Origin of the sequence: Mangrovibacillus sp. Mu-81 (assembly GCF_036867415.1) — a bacterium.
Taxonomy (GTDB): Bacteria; Bacillota; Bacilli; order Bacillales; family Bacillaceae_B; genus Rossellomorea.
Window position 1 is genome coordinate 79,178 of the sequence record NZ_JBAJHU010000009.1, and the last position, 25,011, is coordinate 104,188.

Here is a 25,011-nt window from a genome sequence, read left to right on the forward strand (position 1 = left end):
CTATTCATACGATTTTTTCAAAAGCTTGATGTCGGATACGATTTCTTCATAAGGGACATCCTGTACCCCGCTGTAATTCTTGACAACTTTCCCTTCTTTATTCACCAAATAGAAGCTGGTGCCGTGGATGACTTGGTCTGAGGAAGGGTCATCCCTTACCAATGCCTTAAACGACTCTTCGGCAAGCGAGCTAATTTCTTTTTGATCATATCCAGTGAGAAGATCCCATTTCTTTGTATCCGCTTCGTAGCTGCTTATGTATTCTTTTAATTTTTCCGGAGTATCAACTTCCGGATCAACGCTGAATGAAACAAACCGGACATCGTTGATTCCTTCCTCTTTTAATTGTTTTTGAATTTTCGTTAGGTTATACGTCATTGGAGGGCAGACAGTTTCACAACTGGTAAAGATGAAATCCGCAATCCAAATTTCGCCTTTCAGATCTTTTAACCCTACCTCTTTATTATTTTGGTTCGTATAGCTGAAATCCCTTACCTTCCAATCTGTTTCCGCTTCAAATTCTGCACACCCGGAAAGAACAAGCATTGCAGAGATGAGAATACTAATCCAATAATATTTCTTCATTATTCGTCCTCCTGTGTATTAATTATCATAAATGTATCACGAGCATCGGGCTGGACAATGTATGAAAAATGATCATAATGTGACAATCATAATTAAAAGGAGCAGATACCATCCTGCTCCTTTTATTATTATATAGCTTTTTGCTTTTCCCCCAGCATAACCGTAAGACTTATCAATGTGACCAAAATAGTTGCGCCCATATCAGATAAGATGGCAATCCATAGTGTCAATAACCCTGGAATGGTCAAGAGCAATGCAATCAGTTTTAATCCCAATGCCAATGAGATGTTGATCTTAATAATTTTATTGACCCGTTTAGCAATCTTTATGGCTGATGGGAGTTTCCCAAGATGATCCTGCATCAGTACGATATCGGCTGTTTCTATTGCACTGTCCGTTCCTTTGCCCATTGCAATGCCCAAATCCGCTGTCGCCAATGCCGGAGCATCGTTAATACCGTCCCCCACCATGGCAACCTTTCCTTGGCTTGTGAGTTCTTTTACTTTAGAGACTTTTTCATCCGGGAGGAGACCAGCAAAATAGTCTGTCAGTCCCACTTGTTTTGCCACTTTTTCTGCTGTCTTGTCATGGTCGCCTGTCAACATGACCGCATTTTTAATACCAGCTAAATAAAGGTCTCCTATAATTCCCTTACTTTCTTCCCTGATTTCATCCGTGATCCCAAATAGTCCAAGAACTTCTGTATCACTTGACACAATCACAAGCGTATATCCCATGTCTTTTAGCGTTTGAATACTTCTCTTCACTTCAGACGGAACGGAAAAATCGAGGCTTTTCTCATTTCCTACTTTGTAGGTTTTCCCATCGATTACTGCGGATACTCCTTGACCCGAGATCGTATTGATTTCTTCCGGTTCTGAATATGTTTGGCTTTCAGCGTCTTCGCTTATCTTTTTCATGACTGCTTTTGCGATTGGGTGTGAAGAGGATTTCTCTATTGACCCAGCTATTCGGAAAAAGTTTTCTTTCTCGTACACCACCGTTTCCTCTACATAAGGATGCCCTTTGGTCAGAGTGCCGGTTTTATCAAATGCAATCGTATCAATCTTCCCTAGCTGCTCAAGGAAAACGCCGCCTTTGACAAGGATTCCGTTCTTCGCGTTACGGGCAATACCGGAGACGATGGCAATTGGAGAAGAAAGAATCAATGCACATGGACATCCGACAATGAGAACAGCCAGCCCTTGATAAAACCATGAACCCCAATCCCCATCTAAAAGAAGAGGCGGTACCAGCATCACTAAAGCGGAAACTGCCATAATGAGTGGTGTGTAATAACGGGCAAACTTGTTTATGAATTGTTCTGTCGGTGTTTTTGTTTCCTGAGCTTCTTCCACCAGGTGCAGGATTTTTGCTAGTGAAGAATCTTTGTATTCTTTTGAAATCCTTACCTTTAATACGCCTTCATTATTGATACTTCCACCAAACACCTTTTCGCCGGGCCCCTTTTCAACCGGCATGGCTTCTCCTGTGATGGCTGCTTCATTGACAGAGCTTTTACCTGATTGAACCACTCCATCGGAAGGAATCTTTTGTCCGGATTTGACCAGGACAATGTCTTCAATCATAAGCGAGCTTATGGGAACCACTCTTTCTTCTCCGCCTTCAAGGAGAATCGCTTCTTTAGGTGCAACCTTCAGCAGTTCTTCCATCGACTTCCTGGCCTTTTCCATCCCCATTCCTTCAAGCAGTTCATTGAGCCCGAACAGAATGGCAACCAATGTTCCTTCTTTCCATTCCCCAATCGAAAAAGCACCGATGAGCGCGATTGTCATGAGAGTATCAATATTGAATTTGAACTTAAGTAAGTTTTTTGCTCCTTTGATGAATGTCGGATAACCACTTGTTGCAGCTGCTGTTAAGTACAAGAGAACGGGTACTATATTGTCCAATTGTGTTTCGACATATATGGCAGATAGAAAAATGATTGTAGAGATTCCCAGCAATATCTTCATGGTACTGCTGTTAGTGTGAGAATGATCATGATCGTGGTCATGGGAATCATTGTCACCTTCTTGATCTTTCAAGATGGCAGCTCCATCCGAAGAAAGGATTTTTTCAACCCTTTTAAGATCGACACCTTCAGTCAGGACCATCTTACTGCTGTTATAAAGTATTTTGGAGCCTTCCCCATTCTCGAGCTTATTGATTTCCTCTTCCATTTCCCTCGTGCAATTTCCGCATGAGAGTCCTTGCAGTTTATATTCGTTCATATTGTATCCCCCATTAAAACATTAGTGATGTCTGGCGTGGTGCATGGTTTGTTGAAGCATATTCATCACGTGATCGTCATCAGCAGAGTAATATAGAGTCGTTCCTTCCCTTCTATATTTAACCAAGCGTAAATTCTTCAGAAAACGCAGTTGGTGTGAAACAGTTGTTTGCAATAATGAAAGTTTTTCCGCGATCTGATTAACTGAATGCTCTTCCTGTGCAAGCAGATGAAGAATCTTTACACGCGTAGGCTCAGATAAAGCTTTAAATGTCTGAGTGACAATAAAGAGCGTTTCCTCATCAATGTCTTCGCAATCACTCGTTTCTACCTGATCAACCTTTGTTTTGTTCAATTCAATTAATTTCTCGTCTTTTTCATTTTTCCCCATACTGACACTCCTATCCTATTCCAATATATGATTATGTGTTCATGTATTATAATTTATATGATAAAAAAAAGATCTGCTTTTGTCAAACAGATTTCCCTCACGTTTCAAATAAATGCATCAACGCATAGATTAGCGATCCTAGTGCAACACCAACAACCCAGTTTGCTATATGTTCATTCACTTGATAATTAGTACCAGCCAACACAGAAAAGTAAAAGACCAGAGTAATAACGATTACAGAAGCACCCGCAGAAGCAAAACGCACCTCATTTCCTTGTTTGAACAATAGACCCGCTATTCCTACCCCCTCACCTAAGTGGTGGATGAACATCCCCTTCAATTGCTTCATCGCCAATATTCCATCGATGGCTGACGTGACCCCAATACTGAAACCAGTCGGAATGCTATGCAGAATAAAGCCTGAGATCATTGCAATGAATGGCAGCCTCCTGCTCGTGCTTATTTTCCGATCAGTAAGCCGAGTCAAAGCATAAAAGAAGACAACAGCACTTGTACTCCCCAACAAGACACCAGTGTAATCGTACTTCCCAATAATATGCGGAATGAACTCCAATATTATAAATAAAACCATGCCTATCCCAATCAAGTTCGTGAGGATTTTTTTATTCTTGCCAATCAGATTATATGTAAAAATACCGATTACACCCCCTATGATTAAAGGAATCCCTACGTATAAACCTGTATAAATGTGAATATCAGCACCCCCTTTCCACTAGTTAACTTTATTCAGTAAAAAGTACAAACATTCGTCAATAAAGCTATTGACAAAATCAAATTTCGGTCATACGATAAGGAAAAAGTTGCACTAAGGAAAAAAAATAAACTTAATAAAAAATATGTGAAGGGTGGTAAAACAAATGCCTTTGTCCACAAATAGACTATATGACCTTGAAGAAGGCAAAAGTATGAGAATTACAGAATTGCATCTTACTGGGGTAATGAGAAGACGATTATTAGATTTGGGTTTTGTACCTGGGGGCATTATCACGTCCGTTAAGAAAAGTCCTTTAGGCGATCCCACCGCATTTCGAGTAAGTAATACAATGATTGCTTTAAGAAAAGAAGAAAGTACAAAAATTATTGGGGAGCTGGTTTAATTGGATAACCAAAGGACATATCGTATTGCACTGGCAGGTAATCCTAATACCGGGAAATCAACTTTGTTCAACCTGTTGACTGGTTTACGCCAGCACACAGGAAACTGGCCGGGTAAGACTGTATCCCAGTCAAAGGGTTACTTCGATCATCTGCAGACCTCATATGAAATCATTGATCTGCCTGGGACGTATTCACTGTTTTCAAATTCACTTGATGAAGAAATAGCCCGGAATTATATTGCTTTTGAAAAACCGGATATCACTATTGTTGTATTAGACTCCACCTCCTTAGAGAGAAATCTCAATATTGCTTTACAGGTAATGGAGATTACGAACAAAGTAGTGATTTGCTTGAATTTAATTGATGAGGCTGAAAAAAAGGGAATTCATATCGATGAACAAAAACTACGTAACACACTTGGAGTACCTGTATTGAAAATATCAGCCCGAAATAAAATCGGAATAGAAAACATGCTGAACACAATCAGTGACATCGTAAAGAACAACCGTACGTTTGCTCCCATTAATATCAAGTACTCAGAGGAAATAGAAAATAAAATCTCAACGTTACAGCCTGACATCGAAGCTGTATATGATGATTTTCTACCATCAAGGTGGATTGCACTGCGACTGTTGGAAGGTGATGAAAGTGTTATTGAAGAATTAAATCAGCGAGTATTTAAGAACAGAAAAGGAGGGAAAGAGTATGAATTTGCATCAGGAGAGTAGTGGTGAAATCACTTTACTTAAACAAAAAGCTTTTAATCTTTCCTCTGAATCAATACGTGATGAAATTGTATCAAGTGCATTTCGGCATACACAGGCCATTTGTCAAGACGTGACAAAAGTGAAGGATCAAAGCAAATTGTTACACACAGAAAAACTTGATAAAATCCTTACCTCAAGATTATTTGGGTTTCCAATTATGCTTGCAATGCTGGGAATCGTCATTTATTTAACAATTGCCGGCGCTAATGTTCCCTCTTCCATGCTTGCCAGCTTTTTTGGATGGCTTGAAGGATACCTGACATTGGGATTCCAGACCATCAACGCTCCTGATTGGCTTCACGGGGTACTAGTATTGGGACTTTACAGAGGAACATCTTGGGTAATCAGTGTTATGCTGCCGCCAATGGCCATCTTCTTTCCAATGTTTGCCCTTTTAGAAAATTACGGATATCTGCCCAGAGTAGCCTTTAATATGGATCGTTTGTTTAAAAAAACCGGTGCACACGGAAAACAATCCCTCACAATGGCAATGGGATTCGGATGCAATGCAGCTGCAATCATGTCTACCAGGATCATTGAATCGCCTCGTGAAAGAATGCTTGCGATCCTTACCAATAATTTCGTTCCTTGTAACGGCCGATGGCCAACACTAATATTGCTTGCATCCATATTTATGGCTGCCGGATTCACCGGTGCTGCTGGAACTCTTGTAACTGCAGGAGTTGTGGTCGGGATGGTCGTATTTGGTATTATTGTTACACTTGCAGTCTCATGGATTCTTTCAAAAACTGCACTCAAGGGAGTTCCAACCCATTACACATTGGAACTGCCTCCATACCGCAAACCACAATTTATGAACACCATCATAAGAGCGACAATTGATAAATCAGCCTTTGTATTAAAAAGGGCCATTGTCATTGCCGCCCCAGCTGGTGTACTAACTTGGATTCTGGCTAATATCATGGTCGGAGATACGAGTATCTTAATGCATATCGTCCAGTTTCTGGATCCGTTCGCACAACAGCTTGGCTTGGATGGATTTATCTTAATGGCATTCATTCTGGGTCTCCCTGCAAATGAGATCGTTCTCCCAATCCTATTAATGGGATACTTATCGACCGGAGCAATGATCGAGGTGGAGGATCTGGATTCATTAAAGAAAATTTTCATTGATCAAGGGTGGACCTGGATCACAGCTTTAAATATGATGTTATTTTCACTACTCCACTACCCTTGCGGAACGACCCTGATTAATATCTATAAAGAAACAAAAAGTAAAAAGTGGACATTCATGTCCTTTGCAATCCCTACAGGTTTGGCTATAGCAGTCACGTTCGCAATTGCTCAATTAGCAAGGATCTTCGGGTGGGTGTAATATATCATCACCAGATCTGTGATATGATCAGATCTGGCTTTTATGAAAGGGAGGTCGTTTCTATTTGTTAACTGCCATCATATTATTTATCGTTGCCGGGCTGGCTGAAATCGGAGGAGGGTATCTCGTCTGGTTATGGCTGAGGGAGAACGCTTCTCCGTGGTATGGAGTATGGGGAAGTCTTATCCTGGTTCTTTATGGGATCATCCCTACTCTGCAGAACTTCCCCACGTTTGGAAGGGTATATGCTGCATATGGCGGAGTATTTGTCGTTCTCGCAATCCTGTGGGGATGGTGGGTTGATAAGAACACCCCGGACATGTATGACTTTATCGGTGCAGCTATTTGCCTCTTAGGAGTTTCAGTGATTCTTTGGGCACCAAGATAAAAAGCTGAAGTTACCTCTAGTAACTTCAGCTTCTTCTTTAGGTTATTCACCTTGTTTCTTCTCTTCTAAAAACCGTAACAGGTCCCCATAAACTACCTGATCCGAATATTTGAGTTGGTCTTCTGCCTGTTTGATATAGGGCTCACATGCATTTTGTTCCGTCAGCTTTTCTGTACTCTTGTCATAACACTTCTGATCGGTATACACGTACTTATCTGTAATGAAGCTGCCGTCTCGGAGTACGACAAACTGATCAGGACCCTTCGTAAATAAATCCGATCCGAACTGGATGTCTTCATCTGGCTTTATCCCCAACATGTTTAATATGGTAGGTTTCACATCGATTTGTCCGCTTACATTTGATATAGTGCGTCCATTTGTTTCACCTGGAATATGAACAATCATCGGGACCCGTTGAAGCTGGGTATTTACGAATGAGGTGATTTCTTTACCTAAATACTGCCCCATTGCTTCATTATGATTTTGAGAGATTCCATAATGGTCCCCCATGATGATGAAGACTGAGTTCTCGTATAAACCTTCCTCTTTCAACCTTTCAAAAAATTGCTTTAATGCTTCGTCTTCATACCTGACTGTAGTGAAGTAACGATTCACCGTTCCGTCATTTGAAGTCCATTCCGGGATCGACTCATCCTCTTGTTCAAGAGAAAAAGGGAAATGGTTCGTCAACGTGATGAATTTTGAATAAAATGGCTGTGAAAGCTCTTTTAAATATGGAATCGACTGTTCATAAAATGATTGATCCTTCAAACCCCAGCCTATCGAGTTTTCATTATTCACCTCATAATACGATTCGGAGTAGTAGTTTTCATACCCCAGGTTTTTATACATAACATCCCTGTTCCAAAAGCTTTTGTTGTTGGCATGGAAAACCGATGTTGTATATCCCTTTTCTTTTAACAAAGATGGAAGCCCATTATACTCGTTTTGAGCATGTGTGAAAAACGCTGCTCCTCTTGGCAGTCCATACAATGAATTTTCAAACAAGAACTCAGAATCGGACGTTTTCCCTTGTCCTGTTTGATGATAGAAATTATTAAAATAATACGTATCTTCTTGTCTGATTAGTTGGTTCAGAAAAGGTGTGATCACTTTTCCATCCACTTTATTATTTATTACAAAGTTCTGAGTAGATTCAAGTGAAATAACAAACACATTCTTTCCTTTTGCAACCCCCGTCATTTCTTCATTTACCGGCCTCTTTATTGATTCTGTGTAGTTCAAAACTTCAGCCAGCTCTGAATTATCAGCAAGTGCCCGATTCATATTCGTCTTAGCCTGCAGAAATCCATCATACAGATGGTAATTGAACACTCCTAAGTTTTTCACCAGCATCTGACGGTCAAAGGACCTGGTCAATAGCTGGGGGCGTTCTATATTCGCAAGTCCGATATTCAGTAATAGAATAATGGCAGAAGCGAATGCAACTTTGTAATATTTTCTCTTGTTTTCAACTATCTTCACATATTTAAACAGATAAGAGATAAGTACAAAATCAGCAATCAAAAAGATATCCAACGGATTCATTAAACTGATTATACTCTCTCCCAAATCCGACGCGTTATCTGTTTGAAAGAGTACCGGCAATGTAATGAAGTCATTGAAAAACCGATAATACACCACGTTAAAATAGAGAATGAACGTTCCAAGGATATTGGTGACCAAAAGCTTCCATTTCAGTGTCTCTTTCTTACCGATCGCCACCAGGGAAAGTATGAGCATGATAGACCCTGCATTCGCAAGAAACAGAATCAGTTCCTGCATGACATTCTCAATCTCCAGGTTAAAGACGAACCGGCTGACTACATATGATTTTGCAATTAAAAAGATGAGAGTCAACAAAAAGAAGTTGTCTCCCATTTGTTTCTTTAATAAGTCCAATTTGTATCAACTCCATAAATCTATTATTGTTTATCTTACATTACATGAATGGTGAACGTTATGTGAAAACCGCCTTAAACGTTTGTGTTGAAACGCTCTAACCTGTTAATATATGAACATATATAAATATAATATCTAGTTTAACATGAAAGGACTACTATGAAAAATGAAATATAATTTCTCCTTATTTACAATCAATGTAACGATTGCTGCATTAATTCTTGGCAACTTAGTGGTTGCTACAAATTCAGGCGATGCCTGTGGTACTGATTGGCCATTCTGCAATGGGAAAGTCATTCCTGATATAACCGATTATCACATAGTGATCGAATATTCTCACCGTGTTTTTACCACACTGCTCGGGCTGGTCATTCTTATAAACGCAATCTTGGCATGGAAGAAATCATCCGATAAAGCAGTAAAAGTCATTTCGGTTCTTTCAATGATTCTCTTATTTATCCAAGCTATGATTGGCGGGATGAATGTATTACTGGGAACACCAACCGGCTTCACCACACTTGATGTGATGTTTAGTCTATTTCTATTAATCTCTCTCATTTTCCTTCATGCAGGGTTAAATAAAAGACCTGAAAACAGGGATCTGGAAGAAATAAGAATACCTTTGTTTGTTGGATTTACAGCTCTTATGACAGAGGTGCTAGTAGGTGCTCTCTTTAAACATTTTGAACTAAGTCAACTACTATTCGAAATAAACACCGCAGAAATCAAACTGGCAACCTTCGTATATTTGATGCATGGTGTTTTAGGAATGGTCACACTATTCTCTACAGGGTATGCACTATTCCTTTCGTTCAGGTATAAAGTGATGAAGAAACAAGCCTTGCTATTGATTTTGCTGGCTGGATTTACAACCTTCGGAGGATTTATTGCCAAAACGGAGGAACTCAGCCCAATCTCTTCATCTCTACACATGATTTTTTCCATTCTTACCGTAGCATTGCTTAGTCATATGACAGCAATCTGCTATTTTAATACTAAGAAGAAAAACTAGGCAGTCTTATGCCTAGTTTTCTTTTATATGAATTTCTATAGTGAAATGCTTAATATCAAGGTGTGAAACAAAATCCCTTACCTTCTCTTTTATCTCTTCTTGTTTTTCGCATGCAAAACCCTTCGAAGTATATAAATGAGTAATCATGGCATTCTCTTCTCCATCGATCGACCAGATATGAAGATGGTCAACTTCATCCACGCCGTTTATACTTTTGATTTGTTCACGAATGGAATCCAAATCCACTTCATCCGGCACTGCATCAAGAAAGACTTTCATCGTTTTAATAAGGTTTCTAACAACGTTAAATAGTACAAAACAAGTAATCACGATGGAAAGAATGGGGTCGAGAATATGAATATCCTTAAACATCATCACGATACTGATGATCAGGACCCCTACCCAGACAAGAATGTCCTCAAGAAGGTGCCAGGACAGAACCTTTTCATTCATAGAGCTTCCACTATGTAACCTCCATGCAGCGAATCCATTTATCGCCACACCTAATATGGCAAACCACAACATCCCCTGGGCATCTGGATGAGTAGGATTAAACAATCTCGGTATAGCCTCAGTCAAAACGAAAATCGACCCGAACAGCAATACGGTACCGCTGATCAACGCGCCCAGTGCTGAAAACCTCTTGTATCCGAAGCTGTACCTATTGTTTCCTTCTTTATTTGAAAGTCTATGTAAATACCATGATCCCCCGAGCGACAGACTATCACCCAAATCATGTACAGCATCAGACAATATCGCCATACTATTAGTGAGATATCCTCCAATGAACTCGATAATAGTAAAAATTAGATTTAAGAAAAAGGCCAGCCTGGTATTTTTGGTAGATGACTGATTCTTGGACAATTTGCATCACGCTCTTCTTACACTATTTTTTCATCTTTTTTCCTTTTTTATAAGCAGCAATGATAAAGAACGTATAAAGAAGTACAATGATCAAAATAAATAAACACGTTAATAGAAAGGCAGTCTCCACAATTCGAACCTCCTTATTCATCAATATCCCAATATGAACACATATACACATATAAATGCAAGGATAAACATCGCATAAACCACAGACTATTTCCTAATCTAATCCAATATAAAATGAGCCATGATGTTCCATGGCTCATTTGTTGTATACAATTTCCTTTATACAATTTCCTTTTCATTTGAATATTGGCTGCTTGATTACCTTTTATTTGCTGATAGCAGAGTAAAAATAGTAATAAATACAAAAGCTGTGAGAGCCAGGAATGGAATCGTGATGAATCCGAGCCAATTAATATATTCGGCATTGCAGGGAACACCACTCGCACAAGGCTTGATTCCTCCGAACCCTTCAACTTTTTGCTCCAAATAATGTAATATGGAAATCGTACCTCCAACAATTGACATAGGCAGTATGATTTTTCTCAGTCCGCTATCATTTTGAAACGTCGCCACTCCCAGAATCAACGTCAATGGATACATGAATATTCTTTGAAACCAGCATAATTCACAAGGTATGAAACCCCTTACCTCACTGAAATATAAACTCCCGAGTGTTGCAATGATAGAAACCACCCAAGCACCATATAGAAAATATTGACTTTTGTTTGCTTCCTTCATCTATTCTTGCCCTTCTTCAATCAACGATTTAATACGCTCGTAATCATACGGATCCTCAAGCTTTACCCCATTAATGATCACAGTCGGTGTTTTCTCCACCTTAAACTCTTCTACTAGGGAATTATCCAGCTCGAGTTGTTCCTTGAACGTTTGCTGCTCAATGTCCTGCTTTAACTGCTCAAGGTCCATATCGGTCGTTTCACCCGCAACTTCGAGCAGCTTTTCCTTTGTAATCCACGGTGCATCATGGTCTTCTTTAGGCTGCTGATTAAATAGCTCTTTTTGGAATTCCCAATAAGAATCAGGATCGTGTTTATAAACTGACTCGGCAGCTAACGCACCCAAAGTTGATTCCTCACCGTGAAAGAGCACATTTACATAGGATAAATTCGCTTTCCCGGTATCAATGAAATCTTCTTTTAGTTGAGGATAGATCCTTTCCCCCCATGCCTTACATGCAGGACACTTAAAATCACCGAACTCGACCACTGAAACAGGTGCATCCTTTTTACCTAAAAGGGGCTGATTTTTTGTATCTGGATGAGACTCCAAGGTTTCATCCTTGTTTTGCGCCTTGTTGTTCAGCATAACGATCGCCGCCAAAATGACAGCCACTAACACAGTAAGTAATACCAGATATTTCATCGGGGATGATTTTTTCATAAAAGTACACCTCTTCAAAATTATTAAAACTAGCTTCATCATATCAGCAGTCAGAATCAACGATGAACCAAAATTATTACAGAATTTCAACAATCTTCTGAGCTGTGTAAAAATGCCTTGCTCTTCTATTGCCCGAAACAAACTAAACTGTTAATTTAAATGTACATTCAAATATATATAAGATTCAAACATATTCTATTAGAAACTGTGAGGGAAAACAATGAAAAAAAGAAAGAGAAGATTGGTACGGATGGGCATTTTACTAGTATTAATCTCAGCTGTCGTCTATACACTCTATCTAAATGCTACGAAAGATCGAGCTATCATAGGGGAAGGGGACATGGCACCAGATTTTAAATTAGAAACATTAGACGGTGATACAGTTCAATTAAGTGATTATAAAGGGAAAGGTGTATTTCTGAACTTCTGGGGCACTTGGTGCAAACCGTGTGAAAAAGAAATGCCATACATGGAGAAGAGCTACAAACAATTTAAGGATAAAGGCGTTGAAACGTTAGCGGTAAATATCGGAGAATCTGATTTCCTTGTAAATAAATTTGTTAAAAAACATGATCTTAGCTTCACTTTTCCAATGGATCGAAACCGTGATTTGATTGACACATATGGAATAGGCCCCATCCCGACGACATTCCTTATAAACCCTGATGGAAAAGTAGTAAAAGTAATTACGGGAAGTATGACACAGCAAGACATTCATGATTATATGAATATGATCAAGCCAGAACAATAAAGGAGAATTATAAATTGTGCAAGAATTAAACATTTTATTTGCTTTCGGAGCAGGCTTGCTATCTTTTCTATCACCATGCACGCTCCCCATCTACCCAGCTTTTTTATCGTATATAACAGGCATGTCTATAGATGAATTGAATAACCGTAAAGGAATGCAGAGAAAAGCCATTTTACACACCGTTTTCTTTTTGATCGGTTTTTCAATCATCTTCATATTCTTAGGAGTATCGGGGTCTTTCATTGGAAACTTTTTCTTGCTGAATAAAGAATTACTCCGCCAGATCGGGGCCATACTCATCGTATTTTTCGGATTGGTGGTTTCTGGTCTCCTTAAGTTTGATTTCTTGATGAAAGACAAAAGGATTCAATTCAAAAGGCGGCCATCTGGTTATTTGGGTACGATGTTAATCGGTATCGGTTTTGCTGCCGGGTGGACCCCTTGTACAGGTCCCATTCTAGCGGCAGTCATTTCACTTGGTGTTACAGACCCTAATGCAGGATTGTTCTTTATGGCGTGGTACATTCTTGGCTTTGCCGTCCCGTTCTTTGTGCTAAGCTTTTTCCTTGGTAAAGCCAAGTGGATCAATAAGTACAGCTCAAAAATCATGAAAATCGGCGGGTACTTAATGATTTTTATGGGAATCATTTTATACTTTAATTGGATGAATCCCATCATTTCCTTTCTTACGAATTATTTATTTGGCGGTTTTACGGGTTTCTAGGCAACCTTGTAGCATTTATTACAATTTACTAACCCCGTGACATTCCACCCATTTAATAATGATTACAGGAATTTAATGACTTTCAAATGGAAAAGGGACTCATTCTATAAAATGAGTCCCTTTTCCATTTGATTTGTGCTGAAATAGACGACATAGAATACCAGATTCTGTTGGAACAGGAACCGTGATACAATGTAGATAGTTCTATTATGACTATGAGGTGACTGAATTGAAAAACACAGATATATGTGAAGTTACTTGTATAGATAGTGAAAAAGTATCCTTAATAAAGGAAAAGTTAGAAAAGCAAAATACATTTAATATTGCACAGATGTTTAAAATCCTTTCTGAAGATACACGTTTAAAAATTGCCTATGCACTTTCACTGGAAAAAGAACTTTGTGTTTGCGATGTTGCAAACATAGTAGGCTCTTCTACAGCCACCGCTTCTCACCACTTAAGATTATTAAGAAACCTGGGCTTGGCTCAATACCGAAAAGAAGGAAAACTTGTTTATTATTATCTAGTTAATGAACACATAAAGAGCTTAATACAAATTTCATTTGAATATTACCAGGAATGACTTATACAACTATTTGTGAAATACTAAATCATTCCTAAAGGTGGTAAATACTTCTCAGTGCTTGCCAGATTCAAATAGTAGTACCCTCAATACCTATGTGAAGTATAAAAAGTCATTCCTTTATGAAATGACTTTCAGACCGTAGACAAACCCCACCTTTGTGTTAAGCGTAACCCGTTCGGGTGAGAGGAAAAAAAAAGCATAACTGCAATTGCTTTTACCAAAATTACAAAGTCTTTTGCAAGCAATTTTGAAGGGGAAAACGAATGAAAAACTGCACATAAAAGAGGAGCTGCAACGGCATTGCAGCTCCTCTTTTATATTATGCGTTATTCCATTAAAGCCCCTTGAATAAGACTAGCACTATAATAATAAAGTAAGAGAAACAAACAGTGTTTTCTCTTGCCATCTTATTTTTATTCCTTTACTTTTAGTAACCGCAAACTGTTAAGGGTCACCAACAACGTAGCTCCCATGTCTGCAAAGATCGCGATCCACAATGTAAGCCATCCAGGCATAACTAACAGTAATGCAACTAATTTAATCGCTAAAGAGAAGGTAATGTTTTGCTTGATGATTGCTAAAGCCTTACGGCTTAATTTAATCGTATATGGCAATTTTCTTAAATCATCAGACATTAACGCAATATCAGCCGTTTCTAGTGCTGTATCAGTCCCAGCTCCACCCATTGCTATACCAACAGTGGAAGCAGCAAGAGCTGGTGCATCATTCACGCCATCTCCAACCATTGCGACACTTTGGTATTTTCCTCGAAGTTCTTTAATGAAATTCAATTTATCTTCTGGCAGTAAATCAGCTTTAATATCCGAAACACCGACTTGTTTTCCAATTGCTTTTGCTGTCCTTTGATTGTCACCTGTCAGCATCACGGTATCAATACCCATATTATTCAACTTGCCGATGACTTCTTTAGATGATTCCCTCATTTCATCGGCTACGGCAATGAACGAAAGAATTTCTTTTTCTGTTCCTAACACCATCACTGTTTTACCTTGTGTCTGCATCTCCGCAATTTTTTCTTTTCTATCACTAGAAATGCTTCCATGCAATTCCTCAAAAAGGTTCGGACTTCCTACATAATACATTTGGTTATTTACTTTTGCTTTTACACCTTTACCTGTAATAGATTGGAAATCATCGACCGATACATCATTGAATTTCAATCCTTTTTCTTCTGCTTTTCGCATAATAGCTGAAGCAAGAGGATGCTGTGAACCTTTTTCAATCGCTGCTGTGATCAACAATAAATCATTATCCTTTTCACCAAAGTTTATGATGTCGGTCACAGTTGGTACACCTTTTGTTAATGTTCCTGTTTTATCAAAAGCAATGGCTTTAAGGGCTCCTGCTTCTTCTAAATAAATACCACCTTTAATCAAAACACCATTTCTTGCCGCATTTCCTATTGCTGTAACCACGGCAACTGGAGTTGAAACAACCAGTGCACATGGACAACCAACCACTAATGCAGCTAATCCTTGATAAATCCATTCACTCCAATCACCGCCGAATAACGGAGGAATAACTGCAATTAAGAATGCCAGAATCACAATAGCTGGTGTATAGTATTTTGCAAATTTATCGACAAAAGCTTGAGAAGGTGCTCGTTCTGCTTGAGCCTCTTCCACCAAATGAATGATTTTCGATAATGTAGTATCTTCCACTCGTTTTGTTACTTTAACTTCGAGCAATCCCTCTTCATTCAAGGTGCCTGCAAAGACTTCATCATCAATCGTTTTCGTTACTGGAACACTTTCTCCTGTAATCGCAGCCTGATTTAGCGTAGAAGTGCCTTTAATGACCACTCCATCCATCGCTAATTTTTGCCCAGGCTTTACGATCATAATATCGTCCACTTGAATACCCTCAACATGGACCATCATTTCTTGATTTCCACGACGAATTAACGCTTCTTTTGGAGCAATATCCATCAAAGATTCAATAGACTTCCGAGCTTTATCCATGGAATATCGTTCTAAGGCTTCACTGACGGCAAAGAGAATAACTACCGTTGCCCCTTCACCCCATTCACCAATGATTGCAGCTCCTATAATGGCGATGGTCATTAATGTATTCATATCAAACTTTAATCGACTTAGATTTTTAAGACCTTTAATGAATAGCGAATATCCACCAATTAAAATGGATGTTGCATAACCAATCGTCGGAAGAAAATGTTCTTCCCCTAATTGCTCTCCTAAAAACCAACTAATTACAAGCAACATCGCTGAAATATAGACTTTAATATTTTCTTTTTGCTTCCAAAAAGGTTCATGTTCTACCTTTTTTTCATTTTCGTCTCGTAATTTCAAGTTTTCAAAAGCACCTGCCTTTTCAAGTGCTTCAATGGTTGTATTGCCCGTAACCGTAATTTTAGAAGCACCAAAATTAACTTTCGCATTCGAAACACCATCCAGGTGTTTCACGTTCGTTTCGAACGTTTTAGCACAGTCAGCTCAGGTGAATCCTTGAACACGGTATGTTTTTGACTCTTGTTCATTGACTTTTACTTGTTCAGACATTACCTTTTCCCTCCTTTTTATGGGCTAATGAGAACATCATTATCTGCTTGATATGTTCATCATCTAACGAATAAAATGCGAGTTTACCCTCTTTTCGAAACTTAACGACACCTTGTTTATGAAGTTTTCTCAAATGATGGGAGGCATTGGCGACAGTAACACCTACGATATTCGCGATATCACATACACAAAGCTCTTCATCTTGGCAGAGAGCATAGGTGATTTTTGCCCTATTTTCATCAGCAATCACTTTTAACATTTGTACAACACTAGAAATATCCACTGTCTTTAAATCTCCTTGTATTCGATTCACCTTTTCTTCGTCATAGCAATAGATTTCACAAGTAGCTTTACTCATATTCTCACCTCATTCATTCAAATGTTCGCTTGAATAAACTATACACATTCTTCGCCATTACATTCAAGTGAATCTCATACAAATCATTTTTTCTTATGCTTTTGTCTTGTTAACTAGTACAACTATTTATTAAAACAGGAATGTGAGTAGGGCATTAAATGTTCTATTTTCAAACATAATATAAATTCCTAATCCTATGAAGACAATTGGAACAATCCAACGTTGATACTTTTCAATTTTTTCCGATATTAGATCCAATTTGGCTAAACGATAACCGACATAGAGTAAAATTCCAATCATAATTAAAAAGGTAATGATAGAGACAATAATTTCAGTCACGTTTAATGTTGTGAAATACGGTACATAAATGGAAAAATCATCTGCACTGGAAGACAATACAATAAAAGTGACCGTTACAAATAATTGATTAAACCTACCTGAGGAAAATAACGATAAAATGTTGCCTTCATCATCATCCTCGTCACCCTTAATCCATATCTTGATACCTAAGTAAAGTGGTAAAAGCCCAAGTAGTCCTATAACCCATTGTTGAGGAATTAGGTTAGTAACACCAAAAGCAACTAAAAGACTTGCTCCTATAACAATTATCGTTCCAATATACTTTCCTAACCAAATATGTTTTGCCTGTCCTTTTTTAATTTGTGAAAATAATAGAATTAAAATAACAAGGTAATCAATACCAGTTGCTACATAAATAGCTGCGGCTGTAAGTATAGTTGTTATCATTTTTCAACCTCCTCTTTCCTGTGTGTCAACACAAACTTTTGAACATTTTATGCAAACACTAGAAATATCTACTGTCTGAAACCCTGTTGTAATCGATTGACTTTTTCTTCGTCATAGCAATAGATCTCGAAAGTATTTTTATTCATATTCCCACCTCTTTCTCATTCAAACCTTTACTTGAATATAGTATATCCTTTAACCATTTCCTCATTCAAGTATCAGCTTGAATGAAAAAAAGAATTGGGGGAATCCCAATTCTCGCAATGAGTGTTTTTTTACAAACATGACACGTCAGTTTAAGGAATAACCCACCCCTTATTTGGTATGTATTTTGTCACCTCTGTTGTTTCTTTTAAAATATCTACAATAGCTTTCAGAGAAGCTTTATGACCCTTTCAAAAATCAATTTTTTAGTCTAATTTTATTACATCTTATTGTACTAAACTCCCCCCTAATGGAATAAAATATATTTAATTTTTGAATGTTCTGATACTATCACAATAACCATGAAATTGAAAAAGCAGACCTTAAATTGATAATTGGTCTGCTGTGCTTGGAAAGGGGATCATCTAAGGTAAATGATATCTTTTAAATCAAACTGCTTATCAGTTATACCCAACCTCTGTGTAGGTGACTTTTTATCACTCTTGGTTTTTAACCGCAAACAATAATTATAGTAGGTACGTTAAATCGTTACTGCCATTTGAGCATATTCAGGGTTGCTGTTTGAATACATATAGTTCTTCTTATCAGCTTTGGCAGAGTGAATTGGCCTTTCTAAAGGGGGGAACCTCCTTCGAACAAGCTGCATGAAAGCATCTGTAAACTAATCCGAAACATTTACCGCTAATTTAGCCATGTCCATGGGTTCCAACAATGAAAGATCTGTAGTTCAATCTATCCAACGGTATCCCCGGTCTGGAGAGGCTAATGGATGTTCTATTGGATTGTCGGCATAAATGTTAAAGGAGTCTTCAGAAGCATTCTTTACTTCGTGGAACTTATGAGTACCCAGGATTTCACAAGCCCTAGAGATAGGGGTTTTATTCAATAACAGCTTTGCGAATAGGTGCAGCACATCATGTCTCTTTTGATTTTATGTAATGGATTCTTCTCTTTTAGGGGTTAATGAAGTCTTTTTCTTACAAGATTTACACTGATACTTTTGAGAGCCAGTGCTGCTGAAACCCTGTTTATAAAAAGAATTGGGGTGGTTAAATGGATCTTCCATCTGGAACGGGCAGTCATCCTTATGAAACATGGATTGTGGCTGATTACTTGAGGTGTATTAATTCTGACGAGCCTACTAATTTCATCGGCAATCGACCAATTGGAAAGAGCTAATGATCTGCAATAAAAGAGATGCCTTTTTCAGTAGCGGCAGGAACGGCTTGGCACTAAAAAACACTTATTTTTTACCAGGACATAAATAAATTCAAAGTCAATCGCTTGTTCAACCTTCCTAACTAGATGCTCCTCTGGAACAAGTTGGTCCAACGCAACCATTTCAATTTGATTTCTTCCATCCTCAACGTGTTTTGATAACATTTTATATCTCCCCCACAAAATAATCGATTCCATTCCATTATACAAAAAAGCTTGTAGACTTGGTCTAATTCTTAGACTTTGTCTACAAGCAGAAAGTCATTCCTTTATGAAATGACTTTGTGAATAAACATTATGAATTTGATTCTTTTAGTTGGTTATATATAACTAGCATCTTCCCCTACTCCCTGGATCAAAGCAGAACTTCTATTATATTGCCAGGGTAACCCTAAAAAGAATAACCCTTTTTGGGAAGTTACACCCCTATTATGGATCGGAAAACCTTTATCGTTGAATATTTCATTAAGCTCTATCCAGTTGTAATCTGGTTTATACCCGGTTGCCCAGACTACATTATCTACTTTTATTTGAGTTTTGTCTTCGAATAGTATGAGATTTTTTTCAGAAGAAATCGCTCGTGGTTTTAATGTTATAGTTCCATTCTTAATTAACCTTTTCAACCTATAACCAAAAATAGGGTCTGGCCTCTTTTTTAACATTTTTCCGAACAGAGAATTATGACTGGCTTTATACACTCCTAATTTATCCAAATACCAAAAGATGCTTTTATTGCCAACATCTTGTGGCAAAAACACCATTTTATGTCCGACAGATAAAAACACTTTCCTACCTTCTGATAACTCATCAGCAATTTGGGCACCGGAATTTCCTCCACCTACAACTAGAGCTGTCCCTGGTTTTAATAGGCTTGGATTTTTATATTCTGACGAATGAATTTGTAAGACCTCTTTAGACATAAGCGATGAAAAATCAGGGATGTAAGGTTTTTGAAAAGGTCCTGTTGCCACTACAACATTATTAGCCTTTATTGAACCTTGATTGGTTTCTATTACGAATTCACCATTAATTAAAAATAATCTATTGACCTTAGTGTTCATCTGTAATGGGAGTGAGAATCTCTTTACATATTGCTTTAAGTACTCAACAACATCATCCTTGGTAGGATATGAATCTGAATCAAGATTAAAACCTGGAAGTGAGCTAAAATAAGAAGGCGTAAACAACTGTAAAGAATCATATCGATTTTTCCACACCTCGCCAATCTCAGACAATTCATCCAAGATGAGGTAAGAAAGATTACTCTTCTTCAAGTAGTACCGCATTGAAAGCCCCGCCTGCCCCCCTCCAATGATAATTACGTCATATTTCAATTGTTATTACCTCCAGAAAAAACACTTTTTATTATATAGTACCATAAAATTCCTTTTTTCATTTAAAGCAACAATCCCTAAGAAAAGAACCATTTCTATCTAGGTACAACTTTATTTTACAAATGACCACGCACAATACCATAAAAGTTCACAAAAGCACACATTTGATTATTTAATGGGTTTTTTCCGTAAATTCTTTTACATTAAAACGACCTATATTGACTTATTTAAACGTATTTAATAACTCAACGTTCGCTGGCAGCCAAAAGGTCAGCGGTTCGATCCCGCTATGCTCCATACCAAAAAACCCTTGATTATCAAGGGTTTTTTCTTTTGCCTTTCAATAATGGTCCTCTTCTATTTTAAGATTGCACATCTTTTGATTATCACTGAAATATAATTGTCCTAACCGAATAGCGGTCAAAAGGTCAGCGATTCAATCCAACTATGCTCCAAAACGCACGAGGTTGAGAAAAACAAAAAACAACTACCAGATTAGTGTGGGCTCTAAATTCCTCTAATGATTTCCGTGCAAGACTTCGTTTTTCGGGCAGCTCGTGAGCCTCCTCGGGAGGGATCATTTTATTATGGTAGAGCCTTGGAGCAATTCCGGTTTCGCACCCAGTATCAATAAGAAAAGTTTAGAGTCACTGACTTTGCGGTGCTTGTTCATTACTGTTTTCAATTGAACGATATTTGGATTGTCTTTCAATTTTCCTATTTCCTTTTGGTACAGGGTAAGAATCGAACCTCTTACGAACTGAGGCTCGAAGTCAGGCAGTTCTTTATCTCTCAATAATGAACCCATGTATCCGTACTTTAATTGTAATTGCCTAGTAAGACTGACGACATGGACCAGCTGCTCACTCAATTCAGGAAACTGCTGTTTTAATGAATCCACATCTTTTTTTGCTTCGTAGAGTTCATTCATACTCGCTAACATACTTGTCATGATGCTTCCCCTCCCATATTCCATGGTTTCTCCAATCCTACGATTTCCATGAGCTTTTTACTGTGTTTCCGTCTGATCCGTCTTCTTTCTGCCCGTTCTTTACCTGATTCGAAGAGAAATTTCTCTTCCGCTGTTTCGGGCAGTATTTCAGGAACTTTGAGTGGTTTTTTATTCTCATCGAGTGCGACAAAGGTTAGGAATGCAGTTGCCGCTATCCTTCTTTCACCGGTAATCATGTCTTCGGCGATCACTTTGCAGAAGATTTCCATTGATTTATTCCCAACATACGAGACGAATGATTCAACACACACGGAATCTGACTGATGAATCGGATACAGGAAGTCGATGGAATCAGTGGATGCCGTGACACATTCCTTCACCCTCGCATGACGTCTTGCGGACAATGTTGCATTGTTATCCAGCTTCTTCATCAATACACCCCCGAACAATGTATTGTAGTTATTCAGATCATTGATCATGACCTGGTCGGTATTGACGACCAGACTTTCTTTTGGATGCTTGGTTTCTGGCATGAAAAACAAATCCCTTCTGTGATATGTGGTTTTTCAAACGTTTGATAACCAAAGTGTAAGGCTGGATATAAGATAAGTGAAATGAATGTTTATCATATTTACCATAGACACTGTCTATGCAACTGCTTTCATCCATGTAGAATCAGTGTGCTATCTTATTAAATCCACACAATATTTTTTGCAAAGGTTCTCAAAAACCACAAAAAAAAGAGCACCTCTTAATCAGAGATGCTTCCCATCAACCGTTCCTGGGTAAACTTAAGCCATTCTGTTGTGGCATAGGATAAATATTGATTTTTACGCCAAATAATCGCGAGATCCCATTCGATTACAGGCTTTACAACTTTGATGGCGATGAGTTCCTCTTTCATCATATTATAAACGCTGGTAGGCAGGATCGAAATCCCGAGTTCAGCTTCGATCATCTTACCGATAAAATCCCACTGCGAGCTTTCGGAAACGACTTTCGGGAGGAAACCTGCTTCTTTGCATGCAGCCCTTATCCGATCGTTCAATGCAAAGTCCTTATTAAAGAGAATAAACTGTTCATCCTCCAATTCCTTCAACTTGACCTGCTTTCTTGCGGCAAATGCATGCTTACTCGGCACGACTACCCTGAGTTCCTCTTTCATGAATGAGAAATGATGGAAATCTTCTTCTGCTGCCGGCAATACGGCTATTCCCACATCAAGTTGATCCCCTATGATATCTTCCTCGATCCTCTTTGTCCCGTTTTCAATGAGTTGGAATGTGATGTGTGGATAAAGCTTATGAAAATCCCCCAATACCCGGATGAAGCGGCCGGCATCCATAATCGGCGGCAATCCGATCCGGATATGTCCTCTCTGGAGCCCGATCAGATCATCGAGTTCATGCTGGATATTCCCGAATGCTTTATCGATCGTCAGTGCTTGCTGTAAAATCGCCCGACCTGCATCCGTCAGAACCAGCTGCCTCCTCGAACGGTCAAATAACTCCACACCCAGTTCTTCTTCCAGATTCCTGATCATCTTACTGATTGTAGGCTGCGTAACGAATAAATGATCCGCTGCACGTGTAAAGCTTTTGAATCTTGTCACCTCTATGAAATACTTCAGATGCCGAATATCCACCTTCTCACCCTCTCCCGTAGATACATTATTCCAATCTATTTATTGTTTCATATATTTTACCCAAATGTCATTAAGTATTGTACCAAAACAGAAAGTGCAGACTTTGAAGAGAAGTCTACATGAAAGGTATGTTTGCAAAAAAAACTATTCACAATGGTTCTACCGCTGCTATTTTTGACCGGGCAGGCATTACTCATTATACTGATGTAATAAGTCCTTGAAGGGTAGTGATGCACAATGCTATACATATGGAATATTGAGAAAATCATCCAAGAGACATTATCCGGGCACAATTTAGACATCAACTATGAATCGAATAATCAGCTGACTGTTCCGATGAGTTATAATGTTTCCCATAATACAATCAGGTTCAATTACTTAAGAATCAATGGTTATATCGCAAAGTTGAATATAAAAGAGTCAAACGATAGCCTGGTCAAAATCATTCTATATCGTGTGCTGGGCTATTACTTGGATTTCAAGAAGAATAAGCATGATACGCGGATTCTGATGTATGGGGAGGATAAAGAAATCGAAGAGCTAAAAGATTTGATTGAGCTGAACGCCTGGGAGTTTGGGAGATCACTGGTTCCCGAAGAACTGCTGAATTCTTATGATAGAGTGAGAGAATTGGATAAGTTATTGATTAATTGAATATACCATCCAATGTCGAGAGGCTCCTTGTTAAAAGGAGCCTCTCGTCTGCACTTTTCGAATAGCAGACTAGTGCATGGCCTGTGGTAATAGGATAATAAATTCTGTGCCTGCACCTTTTTCACTGTTCACTATGATTTCACCTTTGAACGAACGGATGATTTGAAAGCTGACCATCATGCCCAGACCTGTGCCCTTTTCTTTCAGAGAATAATAAGGATTCCCTAGCCTGTCTATCTGTTGTTTCGTCATGCCGACCCCCTGATCCTTAATGCTGATCCTGATAGAACCATCGGCGGTCGGTCCACAGGTTACCCAAACGATTCCTCCATTCGGCATCGACTCTACCGCATTTTTCATAATATTAATCAATGACTGATTTATCTTCTGTGGATTTGCATCAATCCAACAGTCATCAACAATATCCGTTTTTATCTCCACTTGATGGTTCAGGCTGAAGCTTTGAATGAGATTTGCAACGCGCTCTACCTGGTCACCGGCATTCACCTTTCCTCTATCATTTCCCGAAGGTTTTCCAAATGCCAGAAAATCATCAATTATTTCATTTGCACGATCTAATTCTTCAATCGATACGTTAATGTATTCCTTCTTCTTAGGCGGCAGATCGGGATCGTCTAAAAGCTGCAGAAAACCGCGGGTCACTTGCATGGGATTTCTGATTTCATGCGCGAAAACACCAGTCAGTTCACTGATCACCCGTAATTTCTCCGAATTTTGTATATCTGAACGAAGCTGATGGATTTCCCTTATTTTTTCTATTAACACAATACAGAACAACGTAACCGCCACCGTGAAGGTCAGGTGTAACAACTGCACTTCCAAATTTTCAGAGGAAAAACCTTTTATTATACCGAAAAGTGTAAGTCCCAGCACACAGTAATAAAACGAAAGCCCTGCTGCGATGCCTCCCCTCTTATCTTTATTCGAACGTATAAATGACTTTTGAAAATACAAAATGATCGGAAGAGATAATACGATAACCAGAACAGTATTATAAAATCCAGGACTCATTCCAAAAGAAAGACGGTAAAGGATAATCAGGATTGAAAGAAGGATTCCCGGCCAGAATCCGAGGTATAAGGTACCCAGTAATAAAGGTATGAATCGAATATCCAGTCGGGCACCATCACCAAAGTTCACGGGAAAGGACATGCACAGCAGGATGGAGATGCCCCATAACATGGTCATGATCACGGTTATATTCCGATCATTCTTTACCTTCTCCAGAATAAATGTAAAGTAAATAAATATGGGTATGATCAAAAGCGTCAACTGCAGTAAAAAGTCCTTTATTATACTCATTCCGGCT

The 25,011-nt window shown here is 38.6% G+C and carries 25 protein-coding genes and 2 pseudogenes; 9 read left to right on the top strand and 18 right to left on the bottom strand.

Annotated features, from left to right (window positions below):
- The 4 genes from V6B33_RS16725 to V6B33_RS16740 form a co-directional block, all read right to left on the bottom strand.
- The gene (locus V6B33_RS16725) at positions 1–585 is read right to left on the bottom strand and encodes an SCO family protein (RefSeq protein ID WP_282139087.1); all 585 of its coding nucleotides are present in this window, start codon (positions 583–585) and stop codon (positions 1–3) included.
- A 128-nt stretch (positions 586–713) separates the two neighbouring features.
- A complete protein-coding gene (locus tag V6B33_RS16730; protein ID WP_282139086.1) occupies positions 714–2,819 on the bottom strand; it encodes a heavy metal translocating P-type ATPase in 2,106 nt (701 codons plus the stop codon).
- Positions 2,820–2,840: 21 nt separating this feature from the next.
- The gene (locus V6B33_RS16735) at positions 2,841–3,209 is read right to left on the bottom strand and encodes an ArsR/SmtB family transcription factor (RefSeq protein ID WP_159362698.1); all 369 of its coding nucleotides are present in this window, start codon (positions 3,207–3,209) and stop codon (positions 2,841–2,843) included.
- A gap of 97 nt (positions 3,210–3,306) precedes the next feature.
- The gene (locus V6B33_RS16740) at positions 3,307–3,801 is read right to left on the bottom strand and encodes a hypothetical protein (RefSeq protein ID WP_282139085.1); all 495 of its coding nucleotides are present in this window, start codon (positions 3,799–3,801) and stop codon (positions 3,307–3,309) included.
- Between the two features lie 286 nt (positions 3,802–4,087).
- Between V6B33_RS16740 and V6B33_RS16745 the strand changes: the two genes are divergently transcribed.
- The 4 genes from V6B33_RS16745 to V6B33_RS16760 all read left to right on the top strand — a co-directional run bounded on the left by V6B33_RS16745 (position 4,088) and on the right by V6B33_RS16760 (position 6,819).
- A complete protein-coding gene (locus V6B33_RS16745; protein ID WP_159362700.1) occupies positions 4,088–4,327 on the top strand; it encodes a FeoA family protein in 240 nt (79 codons plus the stop codon).
- Complete coding sequence (locus tag V6B33_RS16750) at positions 4,328–5,056, top strand: FeoB small GTPase domain-containing protein (RefSeq protein ID WP_198257882.1); 729 nt, start codon at positions 4,328–4,330, stop codon at positions 5,054–5,056.
- A complete protein-coding gene (locus V6B33_RS16755) occupies positions 5,034–6,431 on the top strand; it encodes a nucleoside recognition domain-containing protein (protein ID WP_282139084.1) in 1,398 nt (465 codons plus the stop codon). The genes V6B33_RS16750 and V6B33_RS16755 overlap by 23 nt, the downstream gene beginning before the upstream one ends.
- A 64-nt stretch (positions 6,432–6,495) precedes the next feature.
- Positions 6,496–6,819 carry a YnfA family protein gene (locus tag V6B33_RS16760; RefSeq protein WP_159362703.1) on the top strand — a complete coding sequence of 108 codons (324 nt, stop codon included), beginning with the start codon at positions 6,496–6,498 and terminating at the stop codon, positions 6,817–6,819.
- 42 nt (positions 6,820–6,861) lie between these two features.
- Here the strand turns inward: V6B33_RS16760 and V6B33_RS16765 are convergent, their stop codons facing one another.
- A complete protein-coding gene (locus V6B33_RS16765; protein WP_334218896.1) occupies positions 6,862–8,700 on the bottom strand; it encodes an LTA synthase family protein in 1,839 nt (612 codons plus the stop codon).
- A gap of 187 nt (positions 8,701–8,887) precedes the next feature.
- Between V6B33_RS16765 and V6B33_RS16770 the strand changes: the two genes are divergently transcribed.
- On the top strand, positions 8,888–9,733 hold the full coding sequence (locus V6B33_RS16770) for a COX15/CtaA family protein (RefSeq protein WP_282139083.1): 846 nt from the start codon (positions 8,888–8,890) through the stop codon (positions 9,731–9,733).
- A 12-nt stretch (positions 9,734–9,745) separates the two neighbouring features.
- Here the strand turns inward: V6B33_RS16770 and V6B33_RS16775 are convergent, their stop codons facing one another.
- From V6B33_RS16775 to V6B33_RS16785, 3 genes are all read right to left on the bottom strand, one after another.
- Positions 9,746–10,597 carry a cation diffusion facilitator family transporter gene (locus V6B33_RS16775; protein ID WP_282139082.1) on the bottom strand — a complete coding sequence of 284 codons (852 nt, stop codon included), beginning with the start codon at positions 10,595–10,597 and terminating at the stop codon, positions 9,746–9,748.
- A 327-nt stretch (positions 10,598–10,924) separates the two neighbouring features.
- On the bottom strand, positions 10,925–11,344 hold the full coding sequence (locus V6B33_RS16780) for a disulfide oxidoreductase (protein WP_282139081.1): 420 nt from the start codon (positions 11,342–11,344) through the stop codon (positions 10,925–10,927).
- Positions 11,345–12,007 carry a thioredoxin domain-containing protein gene (locus tag V6B33_RS16785; RefSeq protein WP_334218843.1) on the bottom strand — a complete coding sequence of 221 codons (663 nt, stop codon included), beginning with the start codon at positions 12,005–12,007 and terminating at the stop codon, positions 11,345–11,347.
- Positions 12,008–12,227: 220 nt separating this feature from the next.
- Here V6B33_RS16785 and resA point away from each other — a divergent pair, with 220 nt between their 5' ends.
- The 3 genes from resA (at position 12,228) to V6B33_RS16800 (ending at position 14,065) form a co-directional block, all read left to right on the top strand.
- The gene (gene resA, locus V6B33_RS16790; RefSeq protein ID WP_282139079.1) at positions 12,228–12,758 is read left to right on the top strand and encodes a thiol-disulfide oxidoreductase ResA; all 531 of its coding nucleotides are present in this window, start codon (positions 12,228–12,230) and stop codon (positions 12,756–12,758) included.
- 16 nt (positions 12,759–12,774) lie between these two features.
- Positions 12,775–13,482: a cytochrome c biogenesis CcdA family protein gene (locus V6B33_RS16795; RefSeq protein ID WP_282139078.1), complete on the top strand. Its 708-nt coding sequence runs from the start codon at positions 12,775–12,777 to the stop codon at positions 13,480–13,482.
- A gap of 229 nt (positions 13,483–13,711) precedes the next feature.
- Positions 13,712–14,065: an ArsR/SmtB family transcription factor gene (locus V6B33_RS16800; RefSeq protein ID WP_159362712.1), complete on the top strand. Its 354-nt coding sequence runs from the start codon at positions 13,712–13,714 to the stop codon at positions 14,063–14,065.
- A gap of 416 nt (positions 14,066–14,481) precedes the next feature.
- Here V6B33_RS16800 and V6B33_RS16805 read toward each other — a convergent pair whose 3' ends face one another.
- From V6B33_RS16805 to cidR, 9 genes and pseudogenes are all read right to left on the bottom strand, one after another.
- Complete coding sequence (locus V6B33_RS16805) at positions 14,482–16,608, bottom strand: heavy metal translocating P-type ATPase (RefSeq protein ID WP_282139077.1); 2,127 nt, start codon at positions 16,606–16,608, stop codon at positions 14,482–14,484.
- Positions 16,601–16,966 carry an ArsR/SmtB family transcription factor gene (locus V6B33_RS16810; RefSeq protein WP_282139076.1) on the bottom strand — a complete coding sequence of 122 codons (366 nt, stop codon included), beginning with the start codon at positions 16,964–16,966 and terminating at the stop codon, positions 16,601–16,603. The genes V6B33_RS16805 and V6B33_RS16810 overlap by 8 nt, the downstream gene beginning before the upstream one ends.
- 129 nt (positions 16,967–17,095) lie before the next feature.
- Positions 17,096–17,713 carry a CadD family cadmium resistance transporter gene (locus V6B33_RS16815; protein WP_282139075.1) on the bottom strand — a complete coding sequence of 206 codons (618 nt, stop codon included), beginning with the start codon at positions 17,711–17,713 and terminating at the stop codon, positions 17,096–17,098.
- Between the two features lie 54 nt (positions 17,714–17,767).
- Positions 17,768–17,859, bottom strand: a pseudogene (locus V6B33_RS16820) (transcriptional regulator); the annotation flags it as partial.
- 1,264 nt (positions 17,860–19,123) lie between these two features.
- A pseudogene (locus V6B33_RS16825) lies at positions 19,124–19,261 on the bottom strand (IS5/IS1182 family transposase); the annotation flags it as partial.
- Positions 19,262–19,416: 155 nt separating this feature from the next.
- Positions 19,417–20,430: a flavin-containing monooxygenase gene (locus V6B33_RS16830; protein WP_282139073.1), complete on the bottom strand. Its 1,014-nt coding sequence runs from the start codon at positions 20,428–20,430 to the stop codon at positions 19,417–19,419.
- Between the two features lie 577 nt (positions 20,431–21,007).
- Complete coding sequence (locus tag V6B33_RS16835) at positions 21,008–21,382, bottom strand: hypothetical protein (RefSeq protein WP_334218844.1); 375 nt, start codon at positions 21,380–21,382, stop codon at positions 21,008–21,010.
- Positions 21,379–21,915, bottom strand: a complete 537-nt coding sequence (locus V6B33_RS16840; protein WP_334218845.1) for an acyl-CoA thioesterase — start codon at positions 21,913–21,915, stop codon at positions 21,379–21,381. Before V6B33_RS16840 ends, V6B33_RS16835 begins: the two co-directional genes overlap by 4 nt.
- Before the next feature lie 218 nt (positions 21,916–22,133).
- Positions 22,134–23,027, bottom strand: a complete 894-nt coding sequence (cidR, locus tag V6B33_RS16845; protein ID WP_334218846.1) for a cidABC operon transcriptional activator CidR — start codon at positions 23,025–23,027, stop codon at positions 22,134–22,136.
- Positions 23,028–23,264: 237 nt separating this feature from the next.
- On the opposite strand from cidR, the gene V6B33_RS16850 reads away from it, so the two are divergent.
- Complete coding sequence (locus V6B33_RS16850) at positions 23,265–23,681, top strand: hypothetical protein (RefSeq protein WP_334218847.1); 417 nt, start codon at positions 23,265–23,267, stop codon at positions 23,679–23,681.
- A gap of 69 nt (positions 23,682–23,750) precedes the next feature.
- Here the strand turns inward: V6B33_RS16850 and V6B33_RS16855 are convergent, their stop codons facing one another.
- A complete protein-coding gene (locus V6B33_RS16855) occupies positions 23,751–25,004 on the bottom strand; it encodes an ATP-binding protein (protein ID WP_334218848.1) in 1,254 nt (417 codons plus the stop codon).
- Between the last annotated feature and the right edge of the window lie 7 nt (positions 25,005–25,011).